The 26,581-nt window shown below is 64.5% G+C and carries 23 protein-coding genes; 18 read left to right on the forward strand and 5 right to left on the reverse strand.

Annotated elements, in window-relative coordinates; genetic code table 11:
• The first annotated feature begins 114 nt into the window (after positions 1 to 114).
• On the forward strand, positions 115 to 432 hold the full coding sequence (locus tag CLU94_RS06110) for a hypothetical protein (RefSeq protein ID WP_099664990.1): 318 nt from the start codon (positions 115 to 117) through the stop codon (positions 430 to 432).
• A gap of 99 nt (positions 433 to 531) precedes the next feature.
• Here CLU94_RS06110 and CLU94_RS06115 read toward each other — a convergent pair whose 3' ends face one another.
• The 3 genes from CLU94_RS06115 to CLU94_RS06125 all read right to left on the reverse strand — a co-directional run bounded on the left by CLU94_RS06115 (position 532) and on the right by CLU94_RS06125 (position 5,595).
• Complete coding sequence (locus CLU94_RS06115) at positions 532 to 3,753, reverse strand: efflux RND transporter permease subunit (RefSeq protein ID WP_099664991.1); 3,222 nt, start codon at positions 3,751 to 3,753, stop codon at positions 532 to 534.
• A gap of 3 nt (positions 3,754 to 3,756) precedes the next feature.
• Entirely contained in the window at positions 3,757 to 4,929 is a 1,173-nt protein-coding gene (locus tag CLU94_RS06120) for an efflux RND transporter periplasmic adaptor subunit (RefSeq protein ID WP_077401247.1), read from the reverse strand.
• Between the two features lie 240 nt (positions 4,930 to 5,169).
• Positions 5,170 to 5,595 (reverse strand): divergent PAP2 family protein, encoded by a 426-nt coding sequence (locus tag CLU94_RS06125; RefSeq protein WP_099664992.1) that lies wholly within the window; start codon positions 5,593 to 5,595, stop codon positions 5,170 to 5,172.
• A gap of 235 nt (positions 5,596 to 5,830) precedes the next feature.
• Between CLU94_RS06125 and CLU94_RS06130 the strand changes: the two genes are divergently transcribed.
• From CLU94_RS06130 to CLU94_RS06180, 11 genes are all read left to right on the forward strand, one after another.
• On the forward strand, positions 5,831 to 6,913 hold the full coding sequence (locus tag CLU94_RS06130; protein ID WP_099664993.1) for a DUF475 domain-containing protein: 1,083 nt from the start codon (positions 5,831 to 5,833) through the stop codon (positions 6,911 to 6,913).
• Between the two features lie 102 nt (positions 6,914 to 7,015).
• On the forward strand, positions 7,016 to 7,591 hold the full coding sequence (locus CLU94_RS06135; RefSeq protein ID WP_099664994.1) for a TerD family protein: 576 nt from the start codon (positions 7,016 to 7,018) through the stop codon (positions 7,589 to 7,591).
• Positions 7,592 to 7,779: 188 nt separating this feature from the next.
• The gene (locus CLU94_RS06140) at positions 7,780 to 8,496 is read left to right on the forward strand and encodes a TIGR00266 family protein (RefSeq protein WP_070224704.1); all 717 of its coding nucleotides are present in this window, start codon (positions 7,780 to 7,782) and stop codon (positions 8,494 to 8,496) included.
• A gap of 99 nt (positions 8,497 to 8,595) precedes the next feature.
• Positions 8,596 to 9,633, forward strand: coding sequence for an ATP-grasp domain-containing protein (locus CLU94_RS06145; protein WP_099664995.1), 1,038 nt, complete (start codon positions 8,596 to 8,598; stop codon positions 9,631 to 9,633).
• On the forward strand, positions 9,630 to 10,787 hold the full coding sequence (locus CLU94_RS06150) for a phosphoribosyltransferase domain-containing protein (RefSeq protein ID WP_099664996.1): 1,158 nt from the start codon (positions 9,630 to 9,632) through the stop codon (positions 10,785 to 10,787). Before CLU94_RS06145 ends, CLU94_RS06150 begins: the two co-directional genes overlap by 4 nt.
• A complete protein-coding gene (locus tag CLU94_RS06155) occupies positions 10,765 to 11,517 on the forward strand; it encodes an HAD family hydrolase (RefSeq protein ID WP_099664997.1) in 753 nt (250 codons plus the stop codon). Before CLU94_RS06150 ends, CLU94_RS06155 begins: the two co-directional genes overlap by 23 nt.
• Entirely contained in the window at positions 11,514 to 12,614 is a 1,101-nt protein-coding gene (locus CLU94_RS06160; RefSeq protein ID WP_099664998.1) for a cysteine protease StiP family protein, read from the forward strand. The genes CLU94_RS06155 and CLU94_RS06160 overlap by 4 nt, the downstream gene beginning before the upstream one ends.
• Positions 12,607 to 13,593: an HpcH/HpaI aldolase/citrate lyase family protein gene (locus CLU94_RS06165; RefSeq protein ID WP_099664999.1), complete on the forward strand. Its 987-nt coding sequence runs from the start codon at positions 12,607 to 12,609 to the stop codon at positions 13,591 to 13,593. Before CLU94_RS06160 ends, CLU94_RS06165 begins: the two co-directional genes overlap by 8 nt.
• Positions 13,590 to 14,828: a TerD family protein gene (locus tag CLU94_RS06170; protein ID WP_099665000.1), complete on the forward strand. Its 1,239-nt coding sequence runs from the start codon at positions 13,590 to 13,592 to the stop codon at positions 14,826 to 14,828. The genes CLU94_RS06165 and CLU94_RS06170 overlap by 4 nt, the downstream gene beginning before the upstream one ends.
• A gap of 33 nt (positions 14,829 to 14,861) precedes the next feature.
• Positions 14,862 to 15,236, forward strand: a complete 375-nt coding sequence (locus tag CLU94_RS06175; protein ID WP_046682297.1) for a hypothetical protein — start codon at positions 14,862 to 14,864, stop codon at positions 15,234 to 15,236.
• A gap of 194 nt (positions 15,237 to 15,430) precedes the next feature.
• A complete protein-coding gene (locus CLU94_RS06180) occupies positions 15,431 to 16,384 on the forward strand; it encodes a hypothetical protein (protein WP_099665001.1) in 954 nt (317 codons plus the stop codon).
• 82 nt (positions 16,385 to 16,466) lie between these two features.
• Here CLU94_RS06180 and CLU94_RS06185 read toward each other — a convergent pair whose 3' ends face one another.
• Positions 16,467 to 18,914 (reverse strand): hypothetical protein, encoded by a 2,448-nt coding sequence (locus CLU94_RS06185; protein WP_099665002.1) that lies wholly within the window; start codon positions 18,912 to 18,914, stop codon positions 16,467 to 16,469.
• 232 nt (positions 18,915 to 19,146) lie between these two features.
• The gene (locus tag CLU94_RS06190) at positions 19,147 to 20,160 is read right to left on the reverse strand and encodes a serine/threonine protein kinase (RefSeq protein ID WP_099665003.1); all 1,014 of its coding nucleotides are present in this window, start codon (positions 20,158 to 20,160) and stop codon (positions 19,147 to 19,149) included.
• A 104-nt stretch (positions 20,161 to 20,264) separates the two neighbouring features.
• Between CLU94_RS06190 and CLU94_RS06195 the strand changes: the two genes are divergently transcribed.
• From CLU94_RS06195 to CLU94_RS06220, 6 genes are all read left to right on the forward strand, one after another.
• The gene (locus tag CLU94_RS06195; RefSeq protein WP_034785080.1) at positions 20,265 to 20,963 is read left to right on the forward strand and encodes a UPF0149 family protein; all 699 of its coding nucleotides are present in this window, start codon (positions 20,265 to 20,267) and stop codon (positions 20,961 to 20,963) included.
• Between the two features lie 78 nt (positions 20,964 to 21,041).
• Positions 21,042 to 21,962 (forward strand): LysR family transcriptional regulator, encoded by a 921-nt coding sequence (locus CLU94_RS06200; protein ID WP_099665004.1) that lies wholly within the window; start codon positions 21,042 to 21,044, stop codon positions 21,960 to 21,962.
• Positions 21,963 to 22,064: 102 nt separating this feature from the next.
• Complete coding sequence (locus CLU94_RS06205) at positions 22,065 to 23,600, forward strand: MFS transporter (protein ID WP_099665005.1); 1,536 nt, start codon at positions 22,065 to 22,067, stop codon at positions 23,598 to 23,600.
• A 27-nt stretch (positions 23,601 to 23,627) separates the two neighbouring features.
• Positions 23,628 to 24,698 (forward strand): HlyD family secretion protein, encoded by a 1,071-nt coding sequence (locus CLU94_RS06210; protein WP_099665006.1) that lies wholly within the window; start codon positions 23,628 to 23,630, stop codon positions 24,696 to 24,698.
• Positions 24,695 to 26,134 (forward strand): efflux transporter outer membrane subunit, encoded by a 1,440-nt coding sequence (locus CLU94_RS06215; protein ID WP_099665007.1) that lies wholly within the window; start codon positions 24,695 to 24,697, stop codon positions 26,132 to 26,134. The genes CLU94_RS06210 and CLU94_RS06215 overlap by 4 nt, the downstream gene beginning before the upstream one ends.
• Complete coding sequence (locus tag CLU94_RS06220; protein WP_180278603.1) at positions 26,131 to 26,565, forward strand: hypothetical protein; 435 nt, start codon at positions 26,131 to 26,133, stop codon at positions 26,563 to 26,565. Before CLU94_RS06215 ends, CLU94_RS06220 begins: the two co-directional genes overlap by 4 nt.
• Positions 26,566 to 26,581: the final 16 nt, after the last annotated feature.

Below are 26,581 nucleotides of genomic sequence, written 5' to 3' on the forward strand. Positions count from 1 at the left end.
ACCTGTACCGGCCCGCCTACTCTAAACCTTGCAAGCGATGCCAGCCTTGTTCCAGATACGCAATCTGGCGAGGCATGCGTTTCCACGACAGTCTTTCACTGAAAAGGAACAATCATGACGGCTCCACTCCTGACCACCAGCAAGCTCGTCCTCGGCAGCGCCATCGTCTGTGCGCTGCTGGGCGGTTGTAACAAGCGCAACGATACCAGCACCACCGCCACGCCCGCCGCCACCGCGCCGGCAACGCCGCCCGCCACCAGCGGCACGTCCGGCACCACGGGCACGACCAATCCGGACGCCACCACGCCAACCACGCCTGGCATGGCACCGGGCACCACCACCAACCCCGATGGCACGACCACCCCGCCCTCCACCACGCCGCCTGGCAACGGCACAGGCACAGGGACCACGCCGCCACCGCGCAACAGCTAGCGCGCCGCGCCCTGGCCAACCGGGCAGGCAAAAAAAAGAGCCTTCCGCGGAAGGCTCTTGAAATACCACGGCGCAGCGCAAGCTGGCCTTGGCCCGGTTTTACTTTTGCAGGCTGACCGACGTCGCCTTCGGCGTGCGGCGTCCCATCAGGAACAGCACGGCCTTTTTCAGCATGCGGTAGGCGAAGCGCACCAGCAGCAGGGTCAGCACGCACTCGATCAAGGTCAATAGCATGGCTACGGCCACGGGCATGCGCGCAGCGCGGCGGTGGAACTTGGCTACGGCGCCATCGCGGGCGATTTCGATGCTGTCATAGAAGGTCGGCACGACCAGCAGGGTCAGAATCGTCGAGGTGATGGTGCCGCCGATGATGGCGATCGCCAATGGACGGTAAAACTCGCCGCCCTCGCCCAGGCCCAGCGCCACGGGGAACATGCCGGCGATCAGCGCGAACGTCGTCATCAGGATGGGGCGTAGACGCATGCGGCCCGCATACATCAGCGCGTCTTCGCGGCCATGGCCCTCTTCCTCGCGCTTGCGCGCCGCGTCCAACAGCAGGATGGCGTTCTTGGCGACCAGCCCCATCAGCATGATGATGCCGATAAAGCTCATCAGGTTGAGGGTGTTATTCGTGATCACCAGCGCCACCACCACACCGATCAAACTGAGCGGCAAGGACATCATCACGGCCACCGGCGCGGTGAAGGAACCAAACTGCATGACCAGGATCAAATACATCAGGCCGATACCCATCACCAGCGCGATCAGCATTTCCGTGAACAGCTCTTGCTGATCCTGGCCGGCGCCACCGAGCGCCAGGCCGTAGCCGGGCGGGAAGTCGATGGAGTTGGCCAGCTTCATGGCGTCGCTCGTCACTTCGCCATTCGAGCGGCCTTGCGCATTGGCCGACACGGTAATCGTGCGCTTGCCATTCTTGTGCTCGATGCCGGACGGACCTTTGCCCATGGTGATGGTGGCGATCTGGTCGAGCGGGACCATTTGCGAAGTCCCCGTCACGCTGATCGGTAGGCGCTCGATGTTTTCCGATGCCACGCGGTCATCGGGATGCAGGCGCACGGCCACGTCGCGCGTTTCGCCCGTCGGATCGACCCAGTCGCCCACTTCCACGCCGGCGAAGGCCACGCGCAACGATTGCGCCGCGTCATTGACGGAAATACCCATCGAGTTGGCCAGGCCACGGTTCAGCTCGATCTGCAGCTCGTTCTTCGGGTCTTGCTCGGACAGGCCCACGTCGACGGCGCCGGGAATGGCACGCAGCTTGTCCATATAGGCATTCGTGATTTCCATCAGTTTGCGCGAATCCGGGCCCGTGAATTCCACCTGGATCGGTTTTTGCGAACCGTTGCTCAAGTCATCCTGCACCACGTATTCGGCGCCCACCAGGCGGGACATCTTTTCGCGCAGCTCGACGGCGATTTCCTTGGCCGAACGCTTGCGGGTATTGCGCTTGCCGATGTCGACATAAACGCGTCCGCCGCCTGCATTGATGGAACTGTTGGTATCCTTGGTTTCAGGCAAGGTACGCGCCAGCACGGCCGCCGCTTCCAGTTTCAAACGCGAATACTCGATGCTGCTCGACGATGGGGTGCGCACATTGATCATCAAGTTGCCCGAATCGGATGCTGGCAGGAAACTCGTGCCGCCATGCGTAGCGTGCAGGACGATGGCGCCCACCAGGCTGCCGAAGGCGATCACGGCCATCCAGCGGCGATGATGCAGGGCCCAGGCGATCACGCGGCCATAGCGGTCGGCCTGGTGGTCGAACCAGTGATTGAATTTTTCCAGTACACGGCCGATGCCTTTTTTCGGTGCCGAGTGTTCCTCGACCGGGTCGCCCCAGTAAGCCGACAACATCGGGTCGAGCGTAAACGAGATGCCCAGGCTGACGAGCACCGAGCACGTCACCGTCAAGGCAAACGGACGGAACCATTCGCCGGAGATGCCGGGCATGAACGCGACGGGAATGAAGACGGCGATGATGGAGAAGGTCGTGGCGGCCACGGCCATGCCGATCTCGGCCGTGCCTTCCAGCGCGGCCGTGCGGCGGTCCTTGCCCATCTGCATGTGGCGTACGATGTTTTCGCGCACGACGATGGCGTCATCGATCAGCACGCCAATGGCCAGCGACAAGCCCAGCAAGGTCATGAAGTTCAGGGTAAAGCCGCACAGCCACACGGCAATGAAGGCGGCAATCACGGACGTAGGCAGGCTCAGCGCCGTGATCAGGGTCGAACGCCACGAGTTCAGGAAGGCGTAGACGACGAAAATCGTCAGCACGGCGCCCAGTACCAGCGATTCGATCACATTGTTCAAGCTATGCTGGGCGTTTTCGCCGCCGTCGCGCGTCACTTGCAGGATCGTGCCTTTCGGCAAGGTCTTGTTGATTTCCGCCACCATGTCGCGGATCTTGTTGGCCACGCTGACGGTGGAGGCGTCGCGCACGCGGGTGATCGAAATGCCCACGTTGGGCTTGCCGCTGCGCATGCTCAGGCTGTTGACTTCGGCAAAGCCATCTTCGATGGTGGCCACTTGCGCCAGGCGCACGATTTCCTCGCCGCGGCGCTTGATCACCACTTTTTCGAAGTCGCTTGGCGACTCGATGCGGCCCACGAGGCGGATGCTTTTTTCGTCCAAGGTGCCGCGCACCTTGCCCACGGGCGCATTCGTGTTCTGGTTGCGCAAGGCGGTGACGACGTCGCTGACGGAAACATTGTATTCACGCAACTTTTCCGCCCGCAGCAGCACGGACAGTTCGCGCTTGAGCGAACCGCCCACGTTGACCAGCGCCACGCCATCGACGGTGCGGAAGCGGTCCGACAGCACGTCCTCGGCCAGGCGCGAAATTTCCGCATGGCTTTGCGTATTCGACGACAGGGCCAGTTGCATGATGGGCTCGGCAGCCGGATCGATGCGCTGCAGGATAGGTTCGCGCATTTCCGTCGGCAACTTGTAGCGCACGGCGGCAATCGCATTGCGGATATTGTCGGACGCTTCGATCAAATTGGTATTGAAGGAAAACTTCAGGAAGATGCTGGCCGAACCTTCATTCGAATCGCTGTTGACTTCGGTCACGCCGGAAATGCTTTGCAAGGACTTTTCCAGGCGGTTCACCACTTCGCGCTCGACCGTGTCGGGCGACGCGCCAGGGTAAGGAATACTGACGACGATGAACGGTACCTCGACGTCCGGGTTCTGGTTGACGCGCAATTTCTTGAGCGCCAGCAAGCCGACGCACATCATGGCCAGGATCAGGACGATGGTGGCGGTGGGCCGCTTGATACTGAAATCGGAAAGGAACATGGCTTAGTTTCCTTTACCGGCAACGGCGGTGCTGCTGCTGGCCACGGCGGCGGCTGGCACGGCCTTGGCGGCCGTCAATTCCACTTTCTGCCCATCCTTGAAGGTCGAGCCCGGCGTGCGCAGCACGGTATCGCCGCTGGCCAGGCCGCTTTGCACTTCCCACTGGCCCGTGCGCACGTCGCGCGCGCCGATACGCAAGTTAACTTTATGCAAAGCCTTGTCCTTGACTTTCCACGTGTACGTGACGTCGCCCGCCTTCACCAGGGCGGAGTCGGGGATCATCAGCGCGCTGACGGTTTCCGTCTCGATGCGGCCTTCCGCATACAGGCCGGCCACGCGCGGTTGTTCCTTGTCATTGAAATCGACGAGCACGGCCACCTGGCGCGTGACGGCGTTGGCGGCCGGATCGACGCGGCGCACCTTGCCCGCGAAATCCTGTCCCGGATAACCATTGATGCGGAACAATACCGGCTGGCCCACCTTGACGACGCCGATCTTGTCGGCCGACACCAGGCCTTCCAGGCGCATGCTGGTTGGATCGATGACCTTGATCAATTCCTTGCCGATTTGCGCCGTATCGCCATTCGATACCTTGCGCTCGCTCACGATGCCGTCGAACGGCGCACGCACGAGGGTGCGCTGCAACTGCTGGCGCGCTTGCACGGCGCGGCTTTTCGCGGCGGACAGATCGCTTTGCGCATTGTTGCGGCGGATTTCCGCGTCTTCCAGCGCCTGCGTCGACGTCATGCCCGAAGCGCGCAGGGTTTTCATGCGCTGGAACATGCGTTCGGACTGCTCCAGCACCTGGCCGGCGGCGCGGCTGGCTTCCTCGGCCGAATTGAGGCCGTCGCGGATCGACGTTTCGTCCAGGCGCACCAGCACGTCGCCCCGCTTGACGATTTCACCATTTTCCTTCATGACCTGGATCACCACGGCCGACACTTCGGCGCGCAAGTCCGCGTTGCGCTCGGGTTGCACGGAACCGGTGATGACCGGCCCCGACGCCAGCGCATTGCTCTGGATGGTCAGCAAGTCTTCCGGGGACACGAGCAAATTGGCGGCAGCGCCCGCCTGTTCCTTGGCATTCTTGCCGCCCTTGCCGGGATCTTTGGACTCTTTGCCGCAGGCGGCCAGGGCAGAAGCGATTGCCAGAACAAACAGGGTTTTGCGCAACATGGGTAATTCTCCGGATAGATAGCACCACTACCGTTCCCGCGGCCCGGATAGGGCTGCAAGCGATAGCAAGCATAATATTTTTATTAAAACCACAAGCGCCAAAGTATCCATGAGCGCATCCGGGCATGTCAATCGGCGGTTTCCTGTAATGCTTTAATCAATGGATGAAACGTAGTTTTTACGCCCTGAAACGCAAAACCCCGCCTTGAAGCGGGGTTTTGCGTTTCAGGGGAAGCGAACTTAGCGGCCGAAAACATAGTTGATCAGGAAACCGATGGCCACGCCCGTGCACAGGCCGCCGGCGATTTCCACCAAGGTATGGCCCATGCGCTCGCGCAACCAGGTATGCGCGGGGCTGGCCGCTTCCTTGGCCAGGCGGTTGATGGCGGCCGCCTGCTTGCCCACGTGCTGGCGCAGGCTGTTGGCGTCGATGATGACGATGAAGGCCAAGGTCACTGCCACGCCGAAGGCGGGATGGCCGATGCCTTCACGCAAGGCGATCAGGGTCGCCATGCTGGACACGACGGCACTATGGTTGCTGGGAAAGCCGCCATTGCCGACCAGGCCGAACGCCCATTGCCGCGTGCGGACACTGTTGATCAGGAATTTGATCGGTCCGACCAGGATCCAGGTGATCAGGGGCGTGACGAGGTAAGCGATATCCACGGGGTATTCCTTCTTATATATGTATAGGGTGTGTCAGGGGAGACAGGCGCGCCGCAATTATCGCAGAACATCCGCGCCAGCAGAACTGTCTGTCGTCAGCCTATAAAACGCCGCCCCCGGCGGCAACTAATATAAAATCATGGCATATACAACAATTGACGTATATCAACACTCAGTGCGGCGCACACAGCGGCGCGGATAATCAAACGTCTTTCATACTTGCAACGGGGTACTCATGCGGCATTTCAGAATTTCCTTTTTAGTCACTTTTATCCTGATGGCTGTGTCAGGCTGGTGGGGTTACAGCCATGGCGGCATGCCGGGCCTGATCCAGGCGCTGTGGATCACGGGCGTGCTGGGCATCATGGAAGTGTCGCTGTCGTTCGACAATGCAGTGGTGAATGCCTCGGTCTTGCGTCACTGGAATGAATTCTGGCAAAAACTGTTCTTGACGGTAGGTATCCTCGTGGCCGTCTTCGGTATGCGGCTGCTGTTTCCATTGGTCATCGTTTCCGTCGCCACGGGCCTGGGCCTCGTCGACGTATGGACCATGGCCACCACGACGCCCGATGTGTACGCCAAGCACCTGACGGACAACCATGCGCAAGTGGCAGCCTTCGGCGGCGCCTTCCTGCTGCTGGTGTTCCTGAACTTCCTGTTCGACGACGAGAAGGAATTGCACTGGCTGGGCTGGGCCGAGGAAAAAGTCAATGCGCTGGGCACCGAAAGCCTGGCCGTGCTGATCACCATGGGCGCCGTGGCCGCCTGCGTGGCCATGGGCCCTGCGGAACAAAAATACAGCGTGCTGGCGTCGGGTATCGTCGGCATCGCCGTCTACATCGGCGTGAACTGGATCAGCGGCTTGCTGGAAGAAGGCGAACCGGACTTGCAGGACGATGAGGAAGAAAACGCGGCGCCAGCTAAAAACGGCAATGGCGACCTGGTCAAGACGGTAGCGCGCGGCAGCATCGGCGGCTTCCTGTACCTGGAAGTGCTCGATGCCTCGTTCAGCTTTGACGGCGTGATCGGCGCGTTCGCCATCACCAACGACGTCGTCATCATCATGCTGGGCCTGGCCATCGGCGCCATGTTCGTGCGGTCGATGACGGTCTTCCTCGTGCACAAGGGCACCCTGGACGAATTCGTCTACCTCGAGCACGGCGCCCATTATGCGATCGGCATCCTGGCCTTGATCATGCTGGCCTCCGTCAAGTACCATATTCCGGAGTGGTTCACGGGCCTGTCGGGCGTGGCCTTCATTCTGGTTTCGCTGTGGTCGTCCTTGCGTTATCGCAAACGGCACGCGGCACAAGCTTGAAATCGGGGAGATCGTCCCCAATTGAGAGAGTGATGGCACGAGCGCCTTACGCGCTCATCCCATGCAGGTATGTTTAAGTAAATTACTGAAAAGGAGCACCACATGGCAATCAGTTTGCAAAAAGGCGGCAACGTCAACCTGAGCAAGGAAGCACCGAACCTGAAGAAGATCATCGTCGGCCTCGGCTGGGATCCTCGTTCGACCGACGGCGCCACCTTCGACCTTGACGGCAGCGCTTTCCTCCTGAAAAGCGACGGCAAAGTCCGTGGCGACTCTGACTTTATCTTCTACAACAACCTGAAGTCGACCGACGGCTCCGTCGTCCACACGGGCGACAACCAGACGGGCGAAGGCGAAGGCGACGATGAGCGCATCGAAATCGACCTGACCCGCGTGCCAAACGACATCGACCGCATCAGCATCACCGTCACCATTCACGACGCCGACGCGCGCCGCCAGAACTTCGGCATGGTCTCGAAAGCCTTCATCCGCTGCCTGAACGCGGAAGGCGAAAAAGAAATCGCCCGCTACGACCTGTCCGAAGACAGCTCGACGGAAACGGCGATGATCTTTGGCGAAATCTACCGCTACAACGGCGAATGGAAGTTCAAGGCCATCGGCCAGGGCTTCAACGGCGGCCTGGGCCCACTGGCCCGCTCTTTCGGCGTCAACGCCTAATTCACACTCGTTAAACCTACTGCGCCGCTCACTTTCGGGCCTGCGTTGCTCGCTGTACCTGCGTACAGCTGCGCGACTTAACCCGAAATCGAGCTTGCTCGCTACGGTTTTTCGAGGTGAATTGCATTTTTGTCATATCATTACTGCCGCCTGCACAGTTCAGGCGGCTTTTTTTTTGGAGATTTATCATGCCAGTATTTAGTGTCACGGGCGACGTCGATCCTTTCCTCCACGTCAGCATGAAACAGGGCGAAACCATCTATTGCGAATCCGATGCGATGGTGATGATGGAAACGGCGCTGGACTTGAAAGGCAAGATGACGGGCGGCCTGGGCAGCGCCATCATGCGCCGCTTCGCCAACGGCGAATCGTTCTTCCAGCAGCACATCGAAGCGGTGCGCGGCAGCGGCGACTGCCTGCTCTCGCCCACCCTGCCGGGCGCCATCGAAGTGGTCGACGTGGGCGCGCGCCAGTACCTGCTCAACGACGGCGCCTTTGTCGCCGCCACCTCGGGCACGGAAATGAAGGTGCGCACGCAAAGCATCGGCAACGCGCTGTTCGCCCAGTCGGGCGGCTTCTTCGTCATGGAGACGGCCGGCACGGGGCAAGTGGTGGTGTCGGGCTTCGGCTCCATGTTCCAGCTCGATGTCGAGCCGGGCAAGGATGTCGTGATCGACAATTCCCACGTCGTGTGCTGGGACAATAGCCTGAAATACGAGATTTCCGTGACCACGGGCGGCGGTTCGGGCGGCGGCGGCATCGGCGGCTTCCTCGGCAATATCGTCAACAGCGTGACCAGCGGCGAAGGCATCGTGCTGCGCTTTTCCGGCTCGGGCAAGGTGTTCATCTGCTCGCGCAACCGCGACGCCTTCCTGAAGTGGACGGCCAGCGGCAAGGCCGGCTGATTCCCCCTCCTCTCTAAGGCCAGGTTAAGTCTGGCCGCTTAGAATCCCCGCGCGCGCACCTGCGCGCGGCTTCCCCCTATTTCCACCCGGTCCCCGTACATGCAAAGAGTCTGGTTCAACAAAACATTTTCCTCGGTCGGCACGGCCATGCGCCTGATCCGCGAGGCCGATATGGCCGCGACAAACGGTGCGCCCCGCTATCACCTCGTGTGCAGCAATACGAACGCGCACGCGGCCGCCTTCCTGGCGGCCCACGAATACGCGGTCGAACCGTCCGGCCTCACGGGTCTCGATTATGTCGCGTGGTGCCTGGAATTTTGCCGCGACCGGGGCATCGCGATTTTCTGGCCCGGCAAGGAAGCTGGCCTGATCGGCAGCGCCAGCGCGCGCTTCGCCGCCATCGGCACGCGCGTGCTCAGCGTGGCCAGCGAAGAGACCTTGACCCTGATGCATGACAAGGCGCGCTTCTGCGACGGCCTCGATCTGCCCATGGCGCGCCCTGCCGACTACCGCGCCGTCACAAACATCGCCGAATACGACGCCGCCTGCGCCGAACTGCGTCCGCTGCATCGCAAGCTGTGCATCAAGCCGTCCGAATCCGTGTATGCCCTGGGCTTTGCCATTCTCGATGAAGAGCGCACCAGCGCCCAGCTGCTGCTGGCCGGCGCCGCCTACCAGATCAATGCGCAAGAGCTGCGCAACGGCCTGGCGCAGATGGAAACGTTCAAGACCCTGCTGCTGATGGAATACCTCGATGGCCACGAATACAGCGCCGACTGCGTCGCCGACCAGGGCAAGCTCATTTGCGCCGTGCCGCGCAAGAAACTGCACGGGGGCGGCAGCGGCCAGCTGATCGAGCTGCGCGCCGACTTGCTGGCGGCCTGCGACAAACTGGCGCGCGACTACCGCCTGAATGGCGTCTTCAACATCCAGTTCCGCGAAGGCGCGAATGGCCTGGCCTTGTTGGAGATCAACCCGCGCATGTCGGGCGGCATCGGCATGGCGTGCGCGGCCGGCCCCAACCTGCCCTACCTGGCGCTGGCCGGTTTCGACCAGGGTTTCGACAAGCTCACCGTGCCCGCCATCCAGGAAGGCATGCGCGTGGGCGAAGCCGCCTACGCCGTGGAGCTGCCATGAACCTCGTCAAGCAGCAGATGCCCACGGGCGAGCTGACCCTGAAAGTGGACGAGGCGCGCTTTCCGCTGGATTGGCTGATCGGCTTTGCCGCGCGCGCCAACGCCAAGCGGGGCTTTTTGTTCCTGTCCAAGGTGCTGGGCAAGCACTGGCCCGTCACGCCGCGCGCCATGGAAGCCATCCACGACGACCTGGCCGCGCAGATTCCCCCCAGCCTGCCCGGTCCCGTCGTCTTCATCGCCATGGCGGAAACGGCCGTCGGCCTGGGCCAGGGCGTGTTCGAGGCGTGGCTGCGCGCGAACCCGAATGGCAAGGCCCTGTTCTTGCACAGCTCGCGCTACCGCGTGGGCAGCGTGCCCTTCTTCGAATTCGAGGAATCGCACAGCCACGCGCCGCGCCAGTTCCTGCACCTGTCGGACGCGGCCAGCGCCCTGTTTTCCACCGCGCGCAGCCTGGTGCTGATCGACGATGAAGCGTCGACCGGCAACACCTTCGCCAACCTGGTGCAAGTGTGCCGCGCGCGCTATCCGCAGCTGGAAAAGCTGCACCTGGGCGTGATCACCAATTTCATGGGCCAGGCAGCCAACGCGGGCTTGAGTGAGCGTTTCGGCCTGCCCACCAGCATAGGCGCAGCCTTGTCCGGCCACTACGCCTTCCAGGCCGGCGCTGCGCCGGCACCCGTGGCGGCCAGCGCGCAGCGCTTCGAGGCGAATGCGGAACGGGGCGCCAGCCCCGCGTTCGGCCGCATCGGCGTGGGACGCGCCTTGAATCCGCCGCAAGGCCTGGCGGTGCAGCTGGCGCAGGAAATCGGCGCCGGCGACTCCGTGCTGGTGCTGGGCACGGGCGAATTCATGCATCCGTCGTTTTTGCTCGCGCGCGAATTGGAAAGCCTGGGCAAGAACGTGGTGGTGCAATCGACCACGCGCTCGCCGATTTTGTCGTGGGGTTCCGTCGGCCACATCGTCCGCTGCGACGACAATTACGGCGAAGGCATCGCCAATTACCTGTACAACGTGGCGCCCGGCCAGTACCAGCACGTTTTCATCTGCCATGAAACCCCGGCCAGCCCGGCCCTCATGCAACTCGCCGGCCAGTTGAATGGCCGCCTGTTCCACTTTCAGTCAGAGACCAAAATTGAAGAAATTCCTGTTTGTTGATCTGGACGACACACTGTTCCAGACCCCGAAAAAATGCCCCGGCGAGACCGACCTGCAGCCTGCCGCCTATCTGAAAAATGGCGACGCCTGCTCGTTTACGACGGCGCGTCAGCGCGCCTTCTTTGACTTTGCGCAAAGCGGCATGACCCTGATTCCCGCCACGGCGAGAAATGGCGACGCCTTCCGCCGCGTCGACCTGCCGTTTACCAGTTACAGCGTGCTCGATTACGGCGGCATCGTGCTGCAGCCGGGCGGCGCGCTCGACGCGGGCTGGCTGTCCCTGATGCAGGACGACATGCAGACGGCCTTGCCGGGCCTTCGGGACGCCATGCGCATCATCGACGATTTCCAGGCCAAAACGGGCATGCCCTCGCGCGCGCGTCTGATCGAAGACTACAACACGCCGTTCTACATCGTCGTCAAGGACCATGAAGCGCGCGGCGAACGCCTGGCCGACATCGAAGAGCAGGTGCTGCAGCAGTGGATCGCCACGGAAGGCAGCGACTACTTCATCCACCGCAACGGCAACAACCTGGCCGTGCTGCCAAAGACCTTGAACAAGGCGCGCGCCGTGGCTTATCTGCGCGCGGAACTGGAAGCCGAACACGGCCCCATCGTCAGCTTCGGCATGGGCGACAGCCGTTCGGACGCCCGCTTCATGGCCGCCTGCGACTACGCCATCATCCCCAATGGCACCCAGCTGGCGGCACTCACGGTGGCGGCGCTATGACCAGGCAGCATTTCAGCGGCAGCTACCGCCAGGAAGACGTGGAGTTTCTGCTCACGCCGATGGCGCTCGAACCCATCCTCGACCTGGCCGAAAAAGAGCGGCTGATCCAGTCCGGCCAGCGCCACTACAGCGAAATGCTGTCGCCGGAATCCCTGCCCTCGCCCGCCTACCTGGCCCTGTTCCAGAGCGCGTTCGCGGCCAACCGCCTGCAGATGGCGCGCGACTGCCTGCGCCTGGCGGCCCTGATCGCGGCGCGCCGCACGGGGCCCGTCACGCTGGTGTCGCTGGCGCGCGCCGGCACGCCCGTGGGCGTCATCCTGGGCCATTTGCTGCGCCAGGTCTTCCAGCGCGAGTGCCGGCATTATTCCGTCTCCATCATCCGCGACCGCGGCATCGACGCGAACGCCTTGCAGCACATCCTGGCGCAGGGCCACAGTGACGCCTCCCTCGTCTTCGTCGACGGCTGGACGGGCAAGGGCGTGATTTCGCGCGAACTGCGCCAGACGGTCAACGATTTCAACGCGGCGCATGGCACGGCCATCGACGGCGGCCTGTTCGTGCTGTCCGACCTGGCCGGCACGGCCGCCTGCGCCGCCTCGGCCAGCGACTACCTGATCCCGTCGAGCATCCTGAACGCCACCGTCTCGGGCCTGGTCAGCCGCTCCGTGTTGAATGAAGCCATCGGCCCGGACGACTTCCACGGCTGCGTGTACTACGCACAGTTCGAACAGCACGACCAGTCGCGCGCCTTCGCCGAGGGCCTCGTGGCCGACGCCATGGCGATTGCCGCCAGCAGCGGCATCCCGCTGGCCGAAGCGAGCGATGCGCCAGCCATGGCGGCCCGCTCGCAAGCCTACATGGCCGCGGCGCAGCAAGAGTACGGCATCAGCGACATCAACCTGATCAAGCCAGGCATCGGCGAAGCGACCCGCGTGCTGCTGCGCCGCGTGCCCGAGCGCCTGATCGTGCGCGACACGAATGCGCCGGACGTGGCACATTTGCTGCTTCTGGCGCAGGAAAAAGCCATACCCGTCACAGTAGAACCGGCGCTGCCTTACCAGGCGGTCGCCCTTATCAGGAGCGCAGTCGATGGATAACAACTCCCTACACCCGCAAAGCGAACACAAGGCGGCGCTGGGCGCCTCCATGTATGTGCCGACCACGCACAAGGACTTGCTGGCGATCGCCAATGGCGACAAATTCAGCCATTTGCGTTCGGTCATACTTTGCACCGAAGACGCCATCGCGGAACGCGACCTCAGTTACGCGCTGTTCAATTTGTCGCTGGCGCTGCAAAACATGGGCGCCGCATCGGATACCTTGCGCTTCGTGCGCGTGCGTAATCTCGAAGTGCTGGCGCGCGTGCTGTCCATGCCCGGCGCCGACAAATTGAGCGGCTTCGTGCTGCCCAAGTCCACGCGCCACAACTTCGCCGCCTACTTCGAGCTGGTGCGCCACACGCACCATTTGCTGATGCCGACCCTGGAAACGGCGGAAGTGTTCGACGACGAGGAAATGAAGCAGTTCCGCCTCCTCCTGTCGGCGCCGGAAGTGCGCCGCCGCATCCTGGCCCTGCGCATCGGCGGCAACGATCTGCTGGCCCTGCTGGGCTTGCGCCGCCCTACCAGCGGCACCATCTATTCAACCCCGCTGGGACAGGTCATCGGCCGCCTCGTCACCATCTTCAAGCCGCACGGCTTCCAGCTGACGGCGCCCGTCTTCGAGCACCTGTCGCAAGGCAGCTGGCTGGACGCGGAAGTGGCGCAGGACATGGCGCACGGCATGATCGCCAAGACGGCCATCCACCCGGACCAGGTGCCGCAGATCGAACGCCACTACCAGGTGGCGCAGTCGGACATCGAACTGGCGCTGCGCATCATCGACCCGGACAGCCCGGCCGTGTTCCGCATGCAGGAATCGATGTGCGAAGTGGCCACCCACAGCAGCTGGGCGCAGCGCATCATCGAGCAGGCGCGCCTGTTCGGCATCCGCCACGCGGCCGACACGGCGCCGGCGCACGCACCGACTACCTCATTGACTCAACTTTCAAGCGACGAAGGGATTGCACGACCATGACCAATTTCACACGCGGACAAAAAGGCAAACTGGCTGACCTGGGCTTGAATGGCCCGTTTGCCGTCACGCTCGATATCGTATCGGGTTCGATGGAAGTGGACGTCAGCTGCTTCGGCGTCGATGCGGCCGGCAAGCTGTCGGACGACCGCTACATGGTGTTCTTCAACCAGAAAAGCGCGCCGGACAACGCCATCACGGTGGACTTGAACGGCCCCCGCTCCACCTTCCAGGTCGACCTCTCCCGCCTGCCCGCCTCCATCGACAAGCTGGTCTTCACGGCGGCGACGGAACAGGGCAGCATGCGCGCGCTGGGCAATTCCAGCATGGCGCTGGGCCAGGCGGCCACGTTTGCCTTCACGGGCAATGACTTCCAGGACGAAAAAGCCGTCATCATCGGCGAACTGTATCGCCGCGACGGCAGCTGGCGCTTCGGCGCCGTGGGCCAGGGTTTCGCGGGCGGCCTGGCGGCGCTGCTGAAGCACTTCGGCGGCAGCGAGGCGGCGCAATCGTCCCCGGCGCCGGTCCCCGTGCCTGCGCCAGCGGCCCCGCCGGCGGCGAATAAAATCTCGCTGTCGAAGATCCGCCTGGAAAAGCGCGGCGACAAGATTTCGCTCGACAAGCGCGACAGCGGCGGCTATGGCCGCATCCGCGTCAACCTGAACTGGAACCAGAACGCGTCGCAAGGCCAGGCGCCCGCCTCGAAGCTGGACACGGGCTTCCTCGGCAAGCTGTTCAACAAGCCGGCCGGCCGTGCGGGCGGCATCGACCTCGACATCGGCTGCCTGTTCGAAATGAGCGGTGGCGCCAAGAGCGCCGTGCAGGCGCTGGGCAACAGCTGGGGCGCATATGACCGTCCGCCGTACATCCACCTGGAAGGCGACGACCGCACGGGCAGCGTCAGCAGCGGCGAAAACATCTTCATCAACGGCACCCATTTCGACCAGATCAAGCGCGTGCTCGTGTACGCGTTCATCTACGAAGGTGTGCCGAACTGGGCCGCCACGGATGGCGTCGTGACGATCGAGATTCCCGGCCAGCCAACCGTGGAAGTGCGCCTCGACAGCGACAGCCAGCACGCCATGTGCGCCATCGCCATGCTGGAAAACCACGGCGGCAACCTGCAGGTGACAAAATTGGTGGAATACTTCGGCGGCCAAGGTAAAATCACGGCGCACCAGGCGATGGACGAGCGCTACAACTTTGGTCTCAACTGGAAAGCCGGACGGAAAGATTAATTCTTTCTCCAATTAAACAATTCACCTCCTAACATGACCCCAACGACCAAAAAAGTCACCTTCGCCTTCGCCATCTTCCTCGTGGCCGGCTTCCTGCTGCTGGCAGCCTACACGTGGATGGCCCTCAGCTTCTCGTACTCGGAAGGCGAACGGGCGGGCTACCTGCAAAAGTTCTCCAAGCGGGGCTGGATCTGCAAGACATGGGAAGGTGAATTGCTGCTGACGGCGCTGCCGGGCACCATCCCGGAAAAATTCCAGTTCAGCGTGCGCGATGAAGAAGTGGCGAAGCAATTGACGGCCGCGGCCGGCAAGCGCATCCTCGTCACCTACAGCCAGCACAAGGGCGTGCCCACGCAATGCTTCGGCGAGACGGAATATTTTGCCGATAAAGTCGTATTGAGCCAGTAATACCGTAATTTCGCAGTCCCGCGCCGGCCAGCCCTTCCAGGCCGGCGCCTCACACATTCTCACTTTCTTGTACACTTGTGACGAGTTCTGGCTGAACAGTTTACAAATGTAGTCAATGTGCAAGATTCTTGTGCCATCGCATGTGGCTCCGCCAGCCGATCGTTAGCGTGTATTCACCCGCCACTGGAAACGTCATGCGCATACCATTCATCGTACTAGCGCTGCTGGCCGCCTCGCACCCCCTGTCCGCCCGGGCACAGGACTTGTCCGGCATGGCCGGCGTCCTGAAAGTCAGCTCGACCAGTGAGCGCACCTTTGTGGCCGCCATCAGCTACACGCAGCCGGTGGGCAACTACAATGCCGTGAGCCTGTCCTACATCAATGAAGGCCATCCGCAAGACCATCACCGCGACGGCATGGCGGGCCAGGCCTGGCTGCGCACGAAAAAAGTGGAGCAAGGCCTGATGCTGGGCGCCGGCGTAGGCCGCTACTTCTTCTTCGACACGGCCAGGACCGACGACGGCCTGCATAACTTCGACAATGACCACGGCTGGGGCTCCATCGTCAGCCTGCAGGCGCGCTGGCAATTCGACAACCGCTGGTATGCGCAAGCGCAGCTCAACCGCATCAAGCCCGACGGCAAGGACAACACCACGCACCTGCTGCTCGGCGCCGGCTACCGCTATGACGGCGTGCCGGGGGCCAAGCTGCACTTGCAGAACTGGGCGTACGACGACACCTTGACCTTGGCCACGGGCCACACCATCGTCAACAGCCTGCGCTCCGAGTCCTCGCGCCCCTTCACCCTGGAATACCGGCGCGCGGCGGGAAAATACGTGGACTGGACCGTCACCGCCCTCGATGAAGGCAACACCGACCTGGCGCACCGGCGCGGCGCGGCCGCCCAGCTGTGGCTGATCCGCTCGCTCAATGAAAAGGTGGAATTCGGCATGGGCGGCGGCCCGTACGTGGCCTGGGACGGGCGCGACAGCCAGGGCCACGGCACGCGCCTGACAGGCTTGCTGTCGGCCGTGGCCCGCTACCACGTCGACCGCCGCTGGGTGGCGCAAGTGGCGTGGAACCGGGTCATCACCGATTATCACCGCGATGCGGATGTGCTGCTGGTGGGGGTGGGACGGAAGTTTTGAGCGAGATGCAGACGTAACCCAAACCTGGGACTGGGGTCGGACCTTAAGGTCCGACCCCGGGTGTTATCGGGTTTTCAGGCCTTCAACGTGAGCGCCAGACGGCGCCTGCGGATTCATTCGGCTGCGTCAGGCGCTCGATCACTTCGCGCGTCAAACTGGCCGAGCTGACTTGTTCGGCTTTCGCGCGGGCGGCGCTCAAGGAGCTGGAAAACGCGCTTTGCGGCTGCTCAAGGCTGGCGCGCAGGGCGGCCAGTTCGCGCTCCTGCTGCTGCGCGCGCGCCGTTTCCATCTCCAGCAATTGCTGCTTGGCCTCGGCCATCGCGCGCGTCGTGTCGGCGGCCTTGCGCTGCAGGGCGGCGTGGGCCTGGGCGCTGGCCAGCAAGGCTTGCTGCGCGGCAAGCTTCTCGCTGGCGGCCTGCTGCGCGGCCAGTTCCAGCTGCTCGCGCTGACGCATGGCGTCCAGCGCCTGCTGTTCCAATACGGCGCGCGCGTCGGCTGCCGCCGTCGCCTGCTTTTCCGCTTCCAGACGGCCGGCAATCGCTTGCGAGGCGCGCTCTTCGGCGCCGCTGGTCTGGCGCTGCTGCACCAGTTTTTGCGCAATCAGCGCCAGCGACTCGCGTTCGGCCGCGACGAAATCGCGCTCGGACGCCAGCAGCGCTTCGGCGGCTTGCGCCTTGTCTTCTTCCACGCGGGCGCGCTCGCTGTGCACCTGCCCCAATTCCACGGCCAGGCGCGCCTGCGCCTGCACGGCTTGCGCGGCGGCGGCTTTCTGCTCGCCTTCGACCAGCGCCTGGTCCATCAGGATGCGGATCGCGTCGGCTTCCTTCTGCGCCGCTTCCTGCAAGGCCAGTTCGGCCGAATGCTGGCCGCGCAGCAGTTCCGCCTGCGCGCCTTCGGCAGCGATGCGTTCCTGCGCCGCGTTGCACGCCAGCGCTTCCGCTTCCAGTTTCTCTTTCAAGGCGGCGATGGCAGCTTGTTCGGCGGCCAGGCGTTCCTGCTCGACCTGCAGCAGCTGCCCGGCCTGCAAGGCTTTTTCCTGCGCCAGTTGCGCTGCCTGTTCCTGCGCGGCCAACGTTGCTTTTCCGGCATCGACTTCGGCCTGCTCGGCGTCGTTCTGGCTGGCGGCCAGTTCCGCCGCCTGGCGCGCCAGTTCGGCCCGCTCATGCGCCAGGCTGGCGGCGCGCTGCTGCTCTTCCAGTTCGCGGGCCGCCGCGACGGCAGCTGCCTGCTCGGCCGCTTCGCGTGCCTTGGTCTGTTCCAGTGCGGCCGTTTCCGCCTCCAGCTTGGCGTGGCCGGCGATTTCCGCATCCTGTTCGGCGGTGACGCGGGCCAGCGCCACGGCGCGCAGCTGGCGGTCCACCTCGATGCGCGCCTCGGTGGCGGCCAGGATGCGCACGTCGGCATCGCGGCGCGCCTGCGCGCTGGCCACGGCGACCATTTCCAGGCGCTCGCGGTGGATGGCCGCGTCGCGCAATTCCTTTTCCGTCTGCAGGCGCAAACGCAGGGATTGCGCCGCGTGGCGTTCCGATTCTGCCTGCGCCAGGGCGATGGCTTCGCGTTCCTGCTCCAGGTGCGCCAGCGCGCGCGCTTCTTCCAGGGCGCGCACTTCGGCGGCGGCGCGGTTGAAGGCCGATTCCAGCGCGATCTGGTCGGCGCGCTCGCGCTGCACCGTCAAGTCCAGCGCTTCGCTTTCCGCCTCGGCCAGCATCTGCGCCGTCTGGCGCGCGCCGTGCGCATGGCGTTCGCGCTCGCGGGCCAGCACGGCGACTCTGGCGTCGGCCGAGGCGATGCCCACCATTTCTTCCTTGGCCGCCTGCACGGCGGCGACGCGCTCGACGGCCTGCAGGCGCGCCTGCTCCGTCTGCACTTGCAATTCCTCGGCGGCGCGGGCGGCCTGTTCGGCCAGTTCCGACTGCACGGCCACTTGCTCGCTGGCGCGCAAGCGGCTTTCCTGTTCGGCGCGCGCACGCTGTTCGGCGGCCAGGCGGATTTCATTGTCCGATTCAACGCGGGCGCGCAGTTCCGCCGTTTCCTGCTTGACGGCTTCCAGGCGGGCCACGCTGGCTTGCGCGGCGGCGCGCATGGTATCGAGACGTTCGCGGTTGGCGGCAATCGCCTCTTCGGCTGCCTGCGCATTTTGCTGTGCGGCGGCAGCGGCGGCGGCGTCGATGGCGGCGCGGTCCTCGGCCAGCGAGCGCACGCGCGCCTCGGCCAGCGCGCGGCTTTCGGCGGCGCAGGTGGCCTTCGCTTCCGCTTCCACGCGGGCAATCGCCTCGTGGATGGCTTTCAATTCCATTTTCTGGCGTTCGGCGGCCGGCGCCTTGGCGTCGGCTTCCGCTGCCGGTTCGGCTGGCGGCTGGGGCGCAGGGAGCTCAGCGGCGACTGGCGCAGCAGGCACGGGCGCCTCGGTCTTGCGCTCCAGGTCCTTGAAATCATGCAGCGAGACCATGCTGTCCTGGTCGAACTCGTCGTCTGCGGAATACGCGACGGTGAGGGAGGCGGCCTGGCGCTGATTTTGCTGTGCTTGCATGATTTCTCGCTTATTCGGGTGAATTCCGTTGCTTATGGGAATTTATTACCACCATTATCGAACAGGCATGCACAAATCAGCACGGCAAGAAGAGCCTGTTTTACCGCTCTTTTCAGGATTTGCCAGGGATTTAAGCGTCCGAGAAAATGCTCAGGGCAAGGCGCATTGCCGAAGGCAGTACGAATAGTACGCCTAGGCAATGCAACGCCGCCATGGGCGTTTTATCGCGCGCTTAAACAGGCCACAATGGCGCCTCATCCATCAAGGCCACCTGTTCGCGCAACTCGAGGATGCGGTCCTGCCAGTAGCGCTGCGTGTTAAACCACGGGAAGGCGACGGGGAAGGCGGGATCGTCCCAGCGGCGCGCCAGCCAGGCCGAATAATGGATCAGGCGCAGGGTGCGCAGCGCTTCGACCAGGTACAACTGGCGCGGGTCGAAATCGCAAAAATCTTCGTAGCCGGCCAGGATGTCGCTCATCTGGCGCAGCATATCGCCCCGCTCGCCCGACAGCATCATCCACAGGTCCTGGATGGCCGGGCCCATGCGGCTGTCGTCGAAATCGACGAAATGGGGGCCCGCATCCGTCCACAGCACGTTGCCGCCATGGCAATCGCCATGCGTGCGCAGCACGGCCACGTCGCCCGCGCGGTCATAGCAGCGCTTGACGCCGTCGAGCGCCTGCTGCGCCACGCTGGAATACGCAGCCAGCAGTTCGGGCGGCAAAAAATTACCTTCCAGCAAGAATTCGCGTGGCTCGACGCCGAACGTCTGGTGGTCGAGCGCCGGCCGCTCCTTGTAGGTGGACAGCGCGCCGACGGCGTGGATGCGGCCGATGAAGCGCCCTATCCATTCCAGGGTCGCCGGGTCGCCCAGCTCGGGTGCGCGGCCGCCGTGGCGGGGGAAGACGGCAAAGCGGAAGCCCTGGTACTGGTGCAGGGTGCTGCCGTTGATTTCCAGCGCCGGCACCACCTGGATTTCGCGCTCGACCAGTTCGGACACGAACGCGTGTTCCTCCAGGATGGCCGTATCGCTCCAGCGCGCGGGGCGGTAAAACTTGGCCACCAGGGGCGCGCTGTCTTCGATGCCCACCTGGTAGACGCGGTTTTCATAGCTGTTCAGGGCCAGCAGGCGGCCATCGCCGCGCAGCCCCACGCTGTCGAGGGCGTCGAGCACGCAATCGGGGCTCAGGGCGGAAAAAGGATGGACGGGCCGGTCGTCCTCGTGCGGCTGGTTTTCATTGTGCATAAGCGACATTGTAAGGCGCGCGCGGGACGCCGGTGCAAACACTTCGGTGATGAAGCGCCGCAAGGCGTATACTGGCGGCTTATATTCAATACAAAGAGCAAGCCATGCAACTCGAACAGCCATTATCAGAAAAAGAATTCGACGAATTAGACCAATTCCTGTTGTCGGAGCGCTGCTCCGAAGACGCGATGACCATGGATATGCTGCACGGCTATCTGACGGCCGTCGCCATCGGCCCGGAACCGATCATGCCGGCCGAATGGTTGCCGCGCGTGTGGGGCGAAGATGCCGAAGATGCGCCGAAATTCAAGAACAGCAAGGAAGAAGAGCGCATCGTCAACCTGATCATGCGCTTCATGAACGAAGTGCTGGTGACGTTTGAAGTGGCGCCGAAGGAGTTCGAAGCCCTGTTCGTCGAACACGACTACGAAGGCCAGACCCTGATCGACGCCGAAGCCTGGTGCTGGGGCTTCTGGGACGGCATGGAACTGCGTCCTGGCTCGTGGAACGAAATCTGGGATTCCGAAGTGGCCGAGCTGATGCAGCCTATCTACCTGCTGGGCGCCGACGAAATCAAGGAAGAAGAGCTGAAACTGGTGGAAGACCCGGTCAAGGCGCACAAGCTGGCGCAGGAACTGGAAGCGAACCTGCCGGCCATCCACCGTTTCTGGGTACCGCGCCGCAAGGCCCCCGTGCAAACCATGAAGCGCGAAGAGCCGAAAGTGGGCCGCAACGACGACTGCCCTTGCGGCAGCGGCAAGAAGTTCAAGAAATGCTGCGGCGCCGAGCCGGCAGCCGAGTAATCCCGCAGCAGCATCCCCTGATGCGCCGGCGTCCTGCCGGCGCAGCGCCGACGTTGGCCCCCGGGCTATAATCGGCGCATGAAACTCCCCGACCTGAACCTGCTCGTCGCCCTCGATATCCTGCTCGAGGAAGGCAGCGCCGTGGCCGCGGCGCGGCGCATGAATTTGAGCGCACCGGCCATGAGCCGCACCCTGGCGCGCATCCGCGACGCCATCGGCGACCCTGTCTTCGTGCGCTCCGGGCGCGGCTTGGCGCCCACCCCGCGCGCGCTGGAATTGCGCGAACAGGTGCGCGGCGTGGTGGAGCAGGCGCATGCCATCTTCACATCCGGCCGCGAAGTGGACTTGCGCACGCTGGAACGCACCTTCAGCCTGTGCGCCAACGACGTGTTTGTCGGCGCCTACGGCGGCAAGCTGCGCGACCTGCTGGCCAGCCATGCGCCGCACACGGTGCTGCGCTTCGTGCCCGAAGGCGATGGCGCCACGGAAAACGACGCCCTGCACGCGGGCCGCGTCGACCTGTACATCAGCGCGCGGCGCGCCTTTGCGCCCGACATCAAGCTGCAGCAGCTGTTTACCACCGGCTTTGTCGGCATCGCCCGCAGCGACCACCCGATCTTCGACGGCCCCGTCAACCTGGACAGCTTTACCGAGTACGAACATATCAGCGTCTCGCGGCGCGGCCTGGCGCGCGGCCCCTTCGACACGGCCCTGGCCGAGCGGGGCTACATGCGCCGGGTGTCGCTGATCAGCCCCAACTTCCAGTCCGCCATCTTCGCCGTGGCCGATTCGCGCCTGCTGCTGCCGCTGATGCCGACGCCCCTGCTGGCCATCGTCGAGCGCCTGGGCTTGAGGCTGCGCACCTTCCAGCTGCCCATCCCCGTCGACAGCGTGGAAGTCTTCCAGGCCTGGCACCCGCGCCTCGACCACGACCATGCGCACCGCTGGCTGCGCCGCATGATCAAGGAGCTGTGCGGCAGCGCGCTCCCTGGCACCTGAATCATTGCGTCAGACGCAATTCAGACTTCATTAATTATCAATTTTCACAAGATTAACGGCTACCTATACTGCGTGGACTGATTCTCATCCACGGAGTTCCCTGTGTCCGCTGTACTGCTACCCGGCGCCGTCCCGACGGCGCCGCCTCCCCCTTCACCGCCCGCGCCCCCCGTTTTTGGCCTGCGCCTGGCCACGGGCCTGGCCGGCGTGCTGCTGGCCGTACTGGTGTCCGGCCTGAATGAAAACATCACCAAGGTCGCGCTGGCCGACATCCGCGGCGCCATGGGCATCGCGCGCGACGACGCCAGTTGGCTCGTCGCCCTGTATGCGGCCGCCTCGGTATCGGCCATGGCGTTCGCGCCGTGGTGCTCCGTCACCTTTTCGCTGCGGCGCCTGACGGCCGCCGCCATCCTCGTCTGCATGGCCGCCGGCGTGCTCTGCCCGTTCGCGCCGAACCTGTCCGTATTGATGTTCCTGCGCGTGGTGCAGGGCGCGGCCGGCGGCGCCCTGCCGCCCATGCTGATGACGGTGGCGCTGCGCTTCCTGCCGCCGAACATCAAGCTGTATGGCCTGGGCGGCTATGCGCTGAGCGCCACCTTCGGTCCCAGCCTGGGTACGCCGCTGGCCGCCTTCTGGACGGAATACCTGGGCTGGCAATGGGCGTTCTGGCAAATCGTCCCGGGCAGCATCGTCGCCCTGCTGATGGTGTCCTGGGGCTTGCCGCAAGACCCGCTGCGCCTGGAACGCTTGCGCCAGTGCGACTGGCGCGGCTTGCTGCTGGGCTTGCCCGCCATCAGCATGCTGGTGGTGGGATTGCTGCAGGGCGAGCGCCTCGCGTGGTTCGCCTCGCCGCTGATCTGCGTGCTGCTGGGCGGCGGCCTGTTGCTGCTCGTCTTGTTCTTCATCAACGAATGGTCGCATCCGCTGCCGTTCTTCAAGCTGCAGCTGCTGTCACGGCGCAACCTCAGCCACGCCCTGCTGACCCTGGGCGGCGTGCTGTTCGTGCTGCTGGCCGTGATCCTGATTCCCTCGTCCTACCTGGCGCAGGTGCACGCCTACCGCCCGCTGCAAACGGCGCCCGTGATGCTGATGGTGGCGCTGCCGCAGTTGATCGCCCTGCCGCTGGTGGCCGCCCTGTGCAATATCCGCGCCGTCGACTGCCGCTGGGTGCTGGCCATCGGCCTGGCCCTGCTGGCCCTGTCCTGCGTGCTCGGCGCGCGCATGTCGCCGGACTGGATCCGCACGCATTTCTACCTGCTGCAGGCGGTGCAGATCTTTGCGCAACCGATGGCCGTGATCCCCTTGCTGCTGCTGGCCACGACGGGCCTGGCGCCGCAGGATGGCCCTTTCGCCTCCGCCTGGTTCAACACCATCAAGGGCATGTCGGCCGTCGTCGCCACCGGCGTGCTCGATGCGCTGATCACGCGCCGCAACCATTTTCATTCGACGGTGCTCAGCGAACGCCTGGGCAACCTGCCGACCGGCGTGGACGTGGCGGGCCTGGGTGCGCGCATGCATGCGCAAGTCGTCACCCTGACCTCGTCCGACCTGTACCTCACCGTGGCCGCCATCGCGCTGGCCATGATTGTGATCATCCCCATCCTGCCGACGCGCGTCTATCCGCCGCGCGCAGCCTGATTTCCATTTTTACGAAAGAGCTTCACCATGCAAACACCCATACTGCGCTCGCGCGCATTTCTTCTCGGCCTGGCCTTGCTGGCCTGCGCCCTCGCCTTTTGCGCCTGGCAACTGCTGTTCGCCCGTGGCGACGAACAAGCCACCGACGACGCCTTCGTCAGCGCCGACTACACCGTGCTCTCCCCCAAGGTGGGCGGCATCGTGCGGGAAGTGCTGGTGGAAGATAACCAGACTGTCAAGGCGGGTCAGCTGCTGGCGCGCATCGACGACCGCGATTACCAGGCCGCCGCCGCCTCGGCCCGCGCCGAAGTCGCCGGCGCCGAGGCGCAGCTGGCCAATGCCCGCGCCACCTTGCAGCGCCAGCAATCGGTGATCGAGCAAGCCACGACCCTGGTCGACGCCAACCAGGCGGAAGACAAACTGGCGCAGCAGGAACTGGCCCGCTCGCAGCACCTGGCAGGCCAGGGCGCAGGCAGCGTGCAGAATGCGCAACAGGCGCAATCGCGCTTCGACGTAAGCCGCGCGCGCCTGGCGCAAAACCGCGCCGCCCTCGTCTCCACCCGCAAGCAGACGGACATTCTGCAGGCGCAGCAAGGCGCGGCCGAAGCGGCCCTGCTGCGCGCACGCGCCAGCCTGCAACGTGCCGAACTTGATCTGTCGCATACGCAGCTGCGCGCCCCCATCGACGGCATCGTCGGACGCCGCGCCGTGCGTGTCGGCGCCCTGGTGGCTCCTGGCGCCAGCCTGATGGCCGTGGTGCCATTGAACCGCAGCTTCGTCGTCGCCAACCTGCAGGAAACCCAGCTGACCCACGTGCGCCAGGGCCAGCGCGCCAGCATCGCCGTCGATGCCTATCCGGGCATGCTCCTGCATGGCACGGTGCACAGCATCGCGCCCGCCACGGGCGTCACGTTCGCCGCCATCGCGCCGGAAAACGCCACCGGCAACTTCACCAAGGTGGTGCAGCGCATTCCCGTCAGGATCGCGCTCGATCCCGGCCAGGATGGTGACGCCCGCCTGCGCGTGGGCATGTCGGCCGAAGTGCGCATCGATACAGCCATGCGCCGTCCACAGCTGCAACAGGTGAGCGCGCGATGAAAGCACTGATACTCTTCACGGCCCTGGGCCTGGCCGGCTGCGGCAGCGTCGGCAGCGACTTCCAGCGCCCGCGCAACGACTTGGGACAGCAATGGCGCCAGGCGGAAGATGCCCGTTTCGCCGCCAGCCTGGATGGCGCCATCGAGCAGCGCTGGTGGGACAGCTTTGGCGACGCCACCCTGTCTTCCCTGCTGCAGCGCGCCGCCGGCGCCAACCTCGACGTGCTGGCGGCAGGCAGCCGCCTGGAACAGAGCCGCGCCGCGCGCGGTGTGGCCGGCGCCGCGCAAGGCCCGTCCCTGGGCGCGAATGGCAGCTATGGCCGCTCGCGCAACAGCGAACAAGGCTTGAGCGACCCGTCGCGCCACAACGGCCAATCCGCCTACAGCCTGTGGCAAGGCAATCTCGATGCGGCCTGGGAGCTGGACTTGTGGGGCCGCGTGCGGCGCGAAGTGGAAGCGGCCGACGCGCGCGTCGACGTGGCCGTGGAAACGCAGCGCGGCGTGCTGCTGGCCGTGCTGGCCGAGACGGCGCGCGACTACATCGAGTTGCGCGGCGCGCAACAGACCCTGGCCATCACGCAGCAACTGCTCGATATCGCCCGCCATACGCTGGACCTGACGCGCATCCGCCTGCGCGAAGGCGCGGCGACGCAACTCGACGAGGCCGAAACCGCGGCCCACGTGGCCACCATCGAAGCGCGCCTGCCGCCGCTGCAGCAGCGCGAAGCGCGCCTGGGCAATGCCCTCGCCCTCTTGCTGGCGCTGCCGCCGCAAGCCTTGCAGGCGGAACTGGCGGCGGGCAAGGACATTCCGGGCGTGGCCCTGCAGGTGCAGCTGGGCGTGCCGAGCAGCCTGGCCGAGCGGCGTCCCGACATCCGCCGCGCCGAGGCGCAGCTGCACGCGGCCACGGCCACCATCGGCGTCGCGCAAGCCGACTTTTATCCGCGCATCACGCTGTCGGGCAGCATCGGCCTGCAGGCGATGCTGCTGTCCGACATCGGCTGGGACGCCAAGCGCTTTGCCTTCGGCCCCGGCTTCAGCGTGCCCCTGTTCGATGGCGGCCGCCTGCGCGGCACCCTGCAATTGCGCGAAGCGCAGCAGCAGGAAGCGGCCATCGCCTACCGCCAGACGGTGCTGGCCGCCTGGCACGAGGTGGAAGACGCGCTCTCGGGCTACCAGGCCAACGCCCGCCGCCAGGCCAGCCTCGATGAAGCCGTCAAGCAGGGGCGCCGGGCGCTGGGCAGCGCGGAACTGCAGTACCGCCAGGGCGGCACGGACCTCATCAACGTGCTGCATGTGCAAAACACGCTGTTGAACAACGAAGCGGCGCTGGTCGACAGCCGCGCCACCGCTTCGCTGTCGCTGGTCCAGGTCTACAAGGCGCTGGGCGGCGGCTGGCAAGCCTTTTCAACCCCATCGCAAGGAAGCACGCCATGAAACCGAATCCCGCACATTTCTCCATCCACGACGTCAGCGACTTTCCCGTCGTGCGCTTTCGCCCTGAAACGGCCGTCACCGGCTATGCCCCGCTGTGGGAAAACGACATGGACGCCCTGCTGCGCCATGGCGTACCGTTCGTCATGCTGTTCGAAGAGGAACGCGGCGATGAAGCGCACATCGACCGCAAGCGGCGCGGCCTGTGGCTCAAGCACAACAAGGCAGCGCTGGCCGCCCTTTGCCGGGGCCTCGTGTCGGTCGAGGCGGACGCGCAACAGCGCGCGCGCCTGCAGGCGATGGCGGCCGGCGCCATGAAGGCCTTCGGCATCCTGCAGGAGGTGGTGGCCACGCGCGAACAGGCCGATGCGCTGATGGTGTGGCTGCTGGGCAGCGGCCAGATGGCGCGGCCGCGCACGGCGGATGTGTGGTGACGAATTGATTCAGTGA

The organism is Janthinobacterium sp. 13 (genome assembly GCF_002749695.1).
Taxonomy (GTDB): domain Bacteria; phylum Pseudomonadota; class Gammaproteobacteria; order Burkholderiales; family Burkholderiaceae_D; genus Janthinobacterium; species Janthinobacterium kumbetense.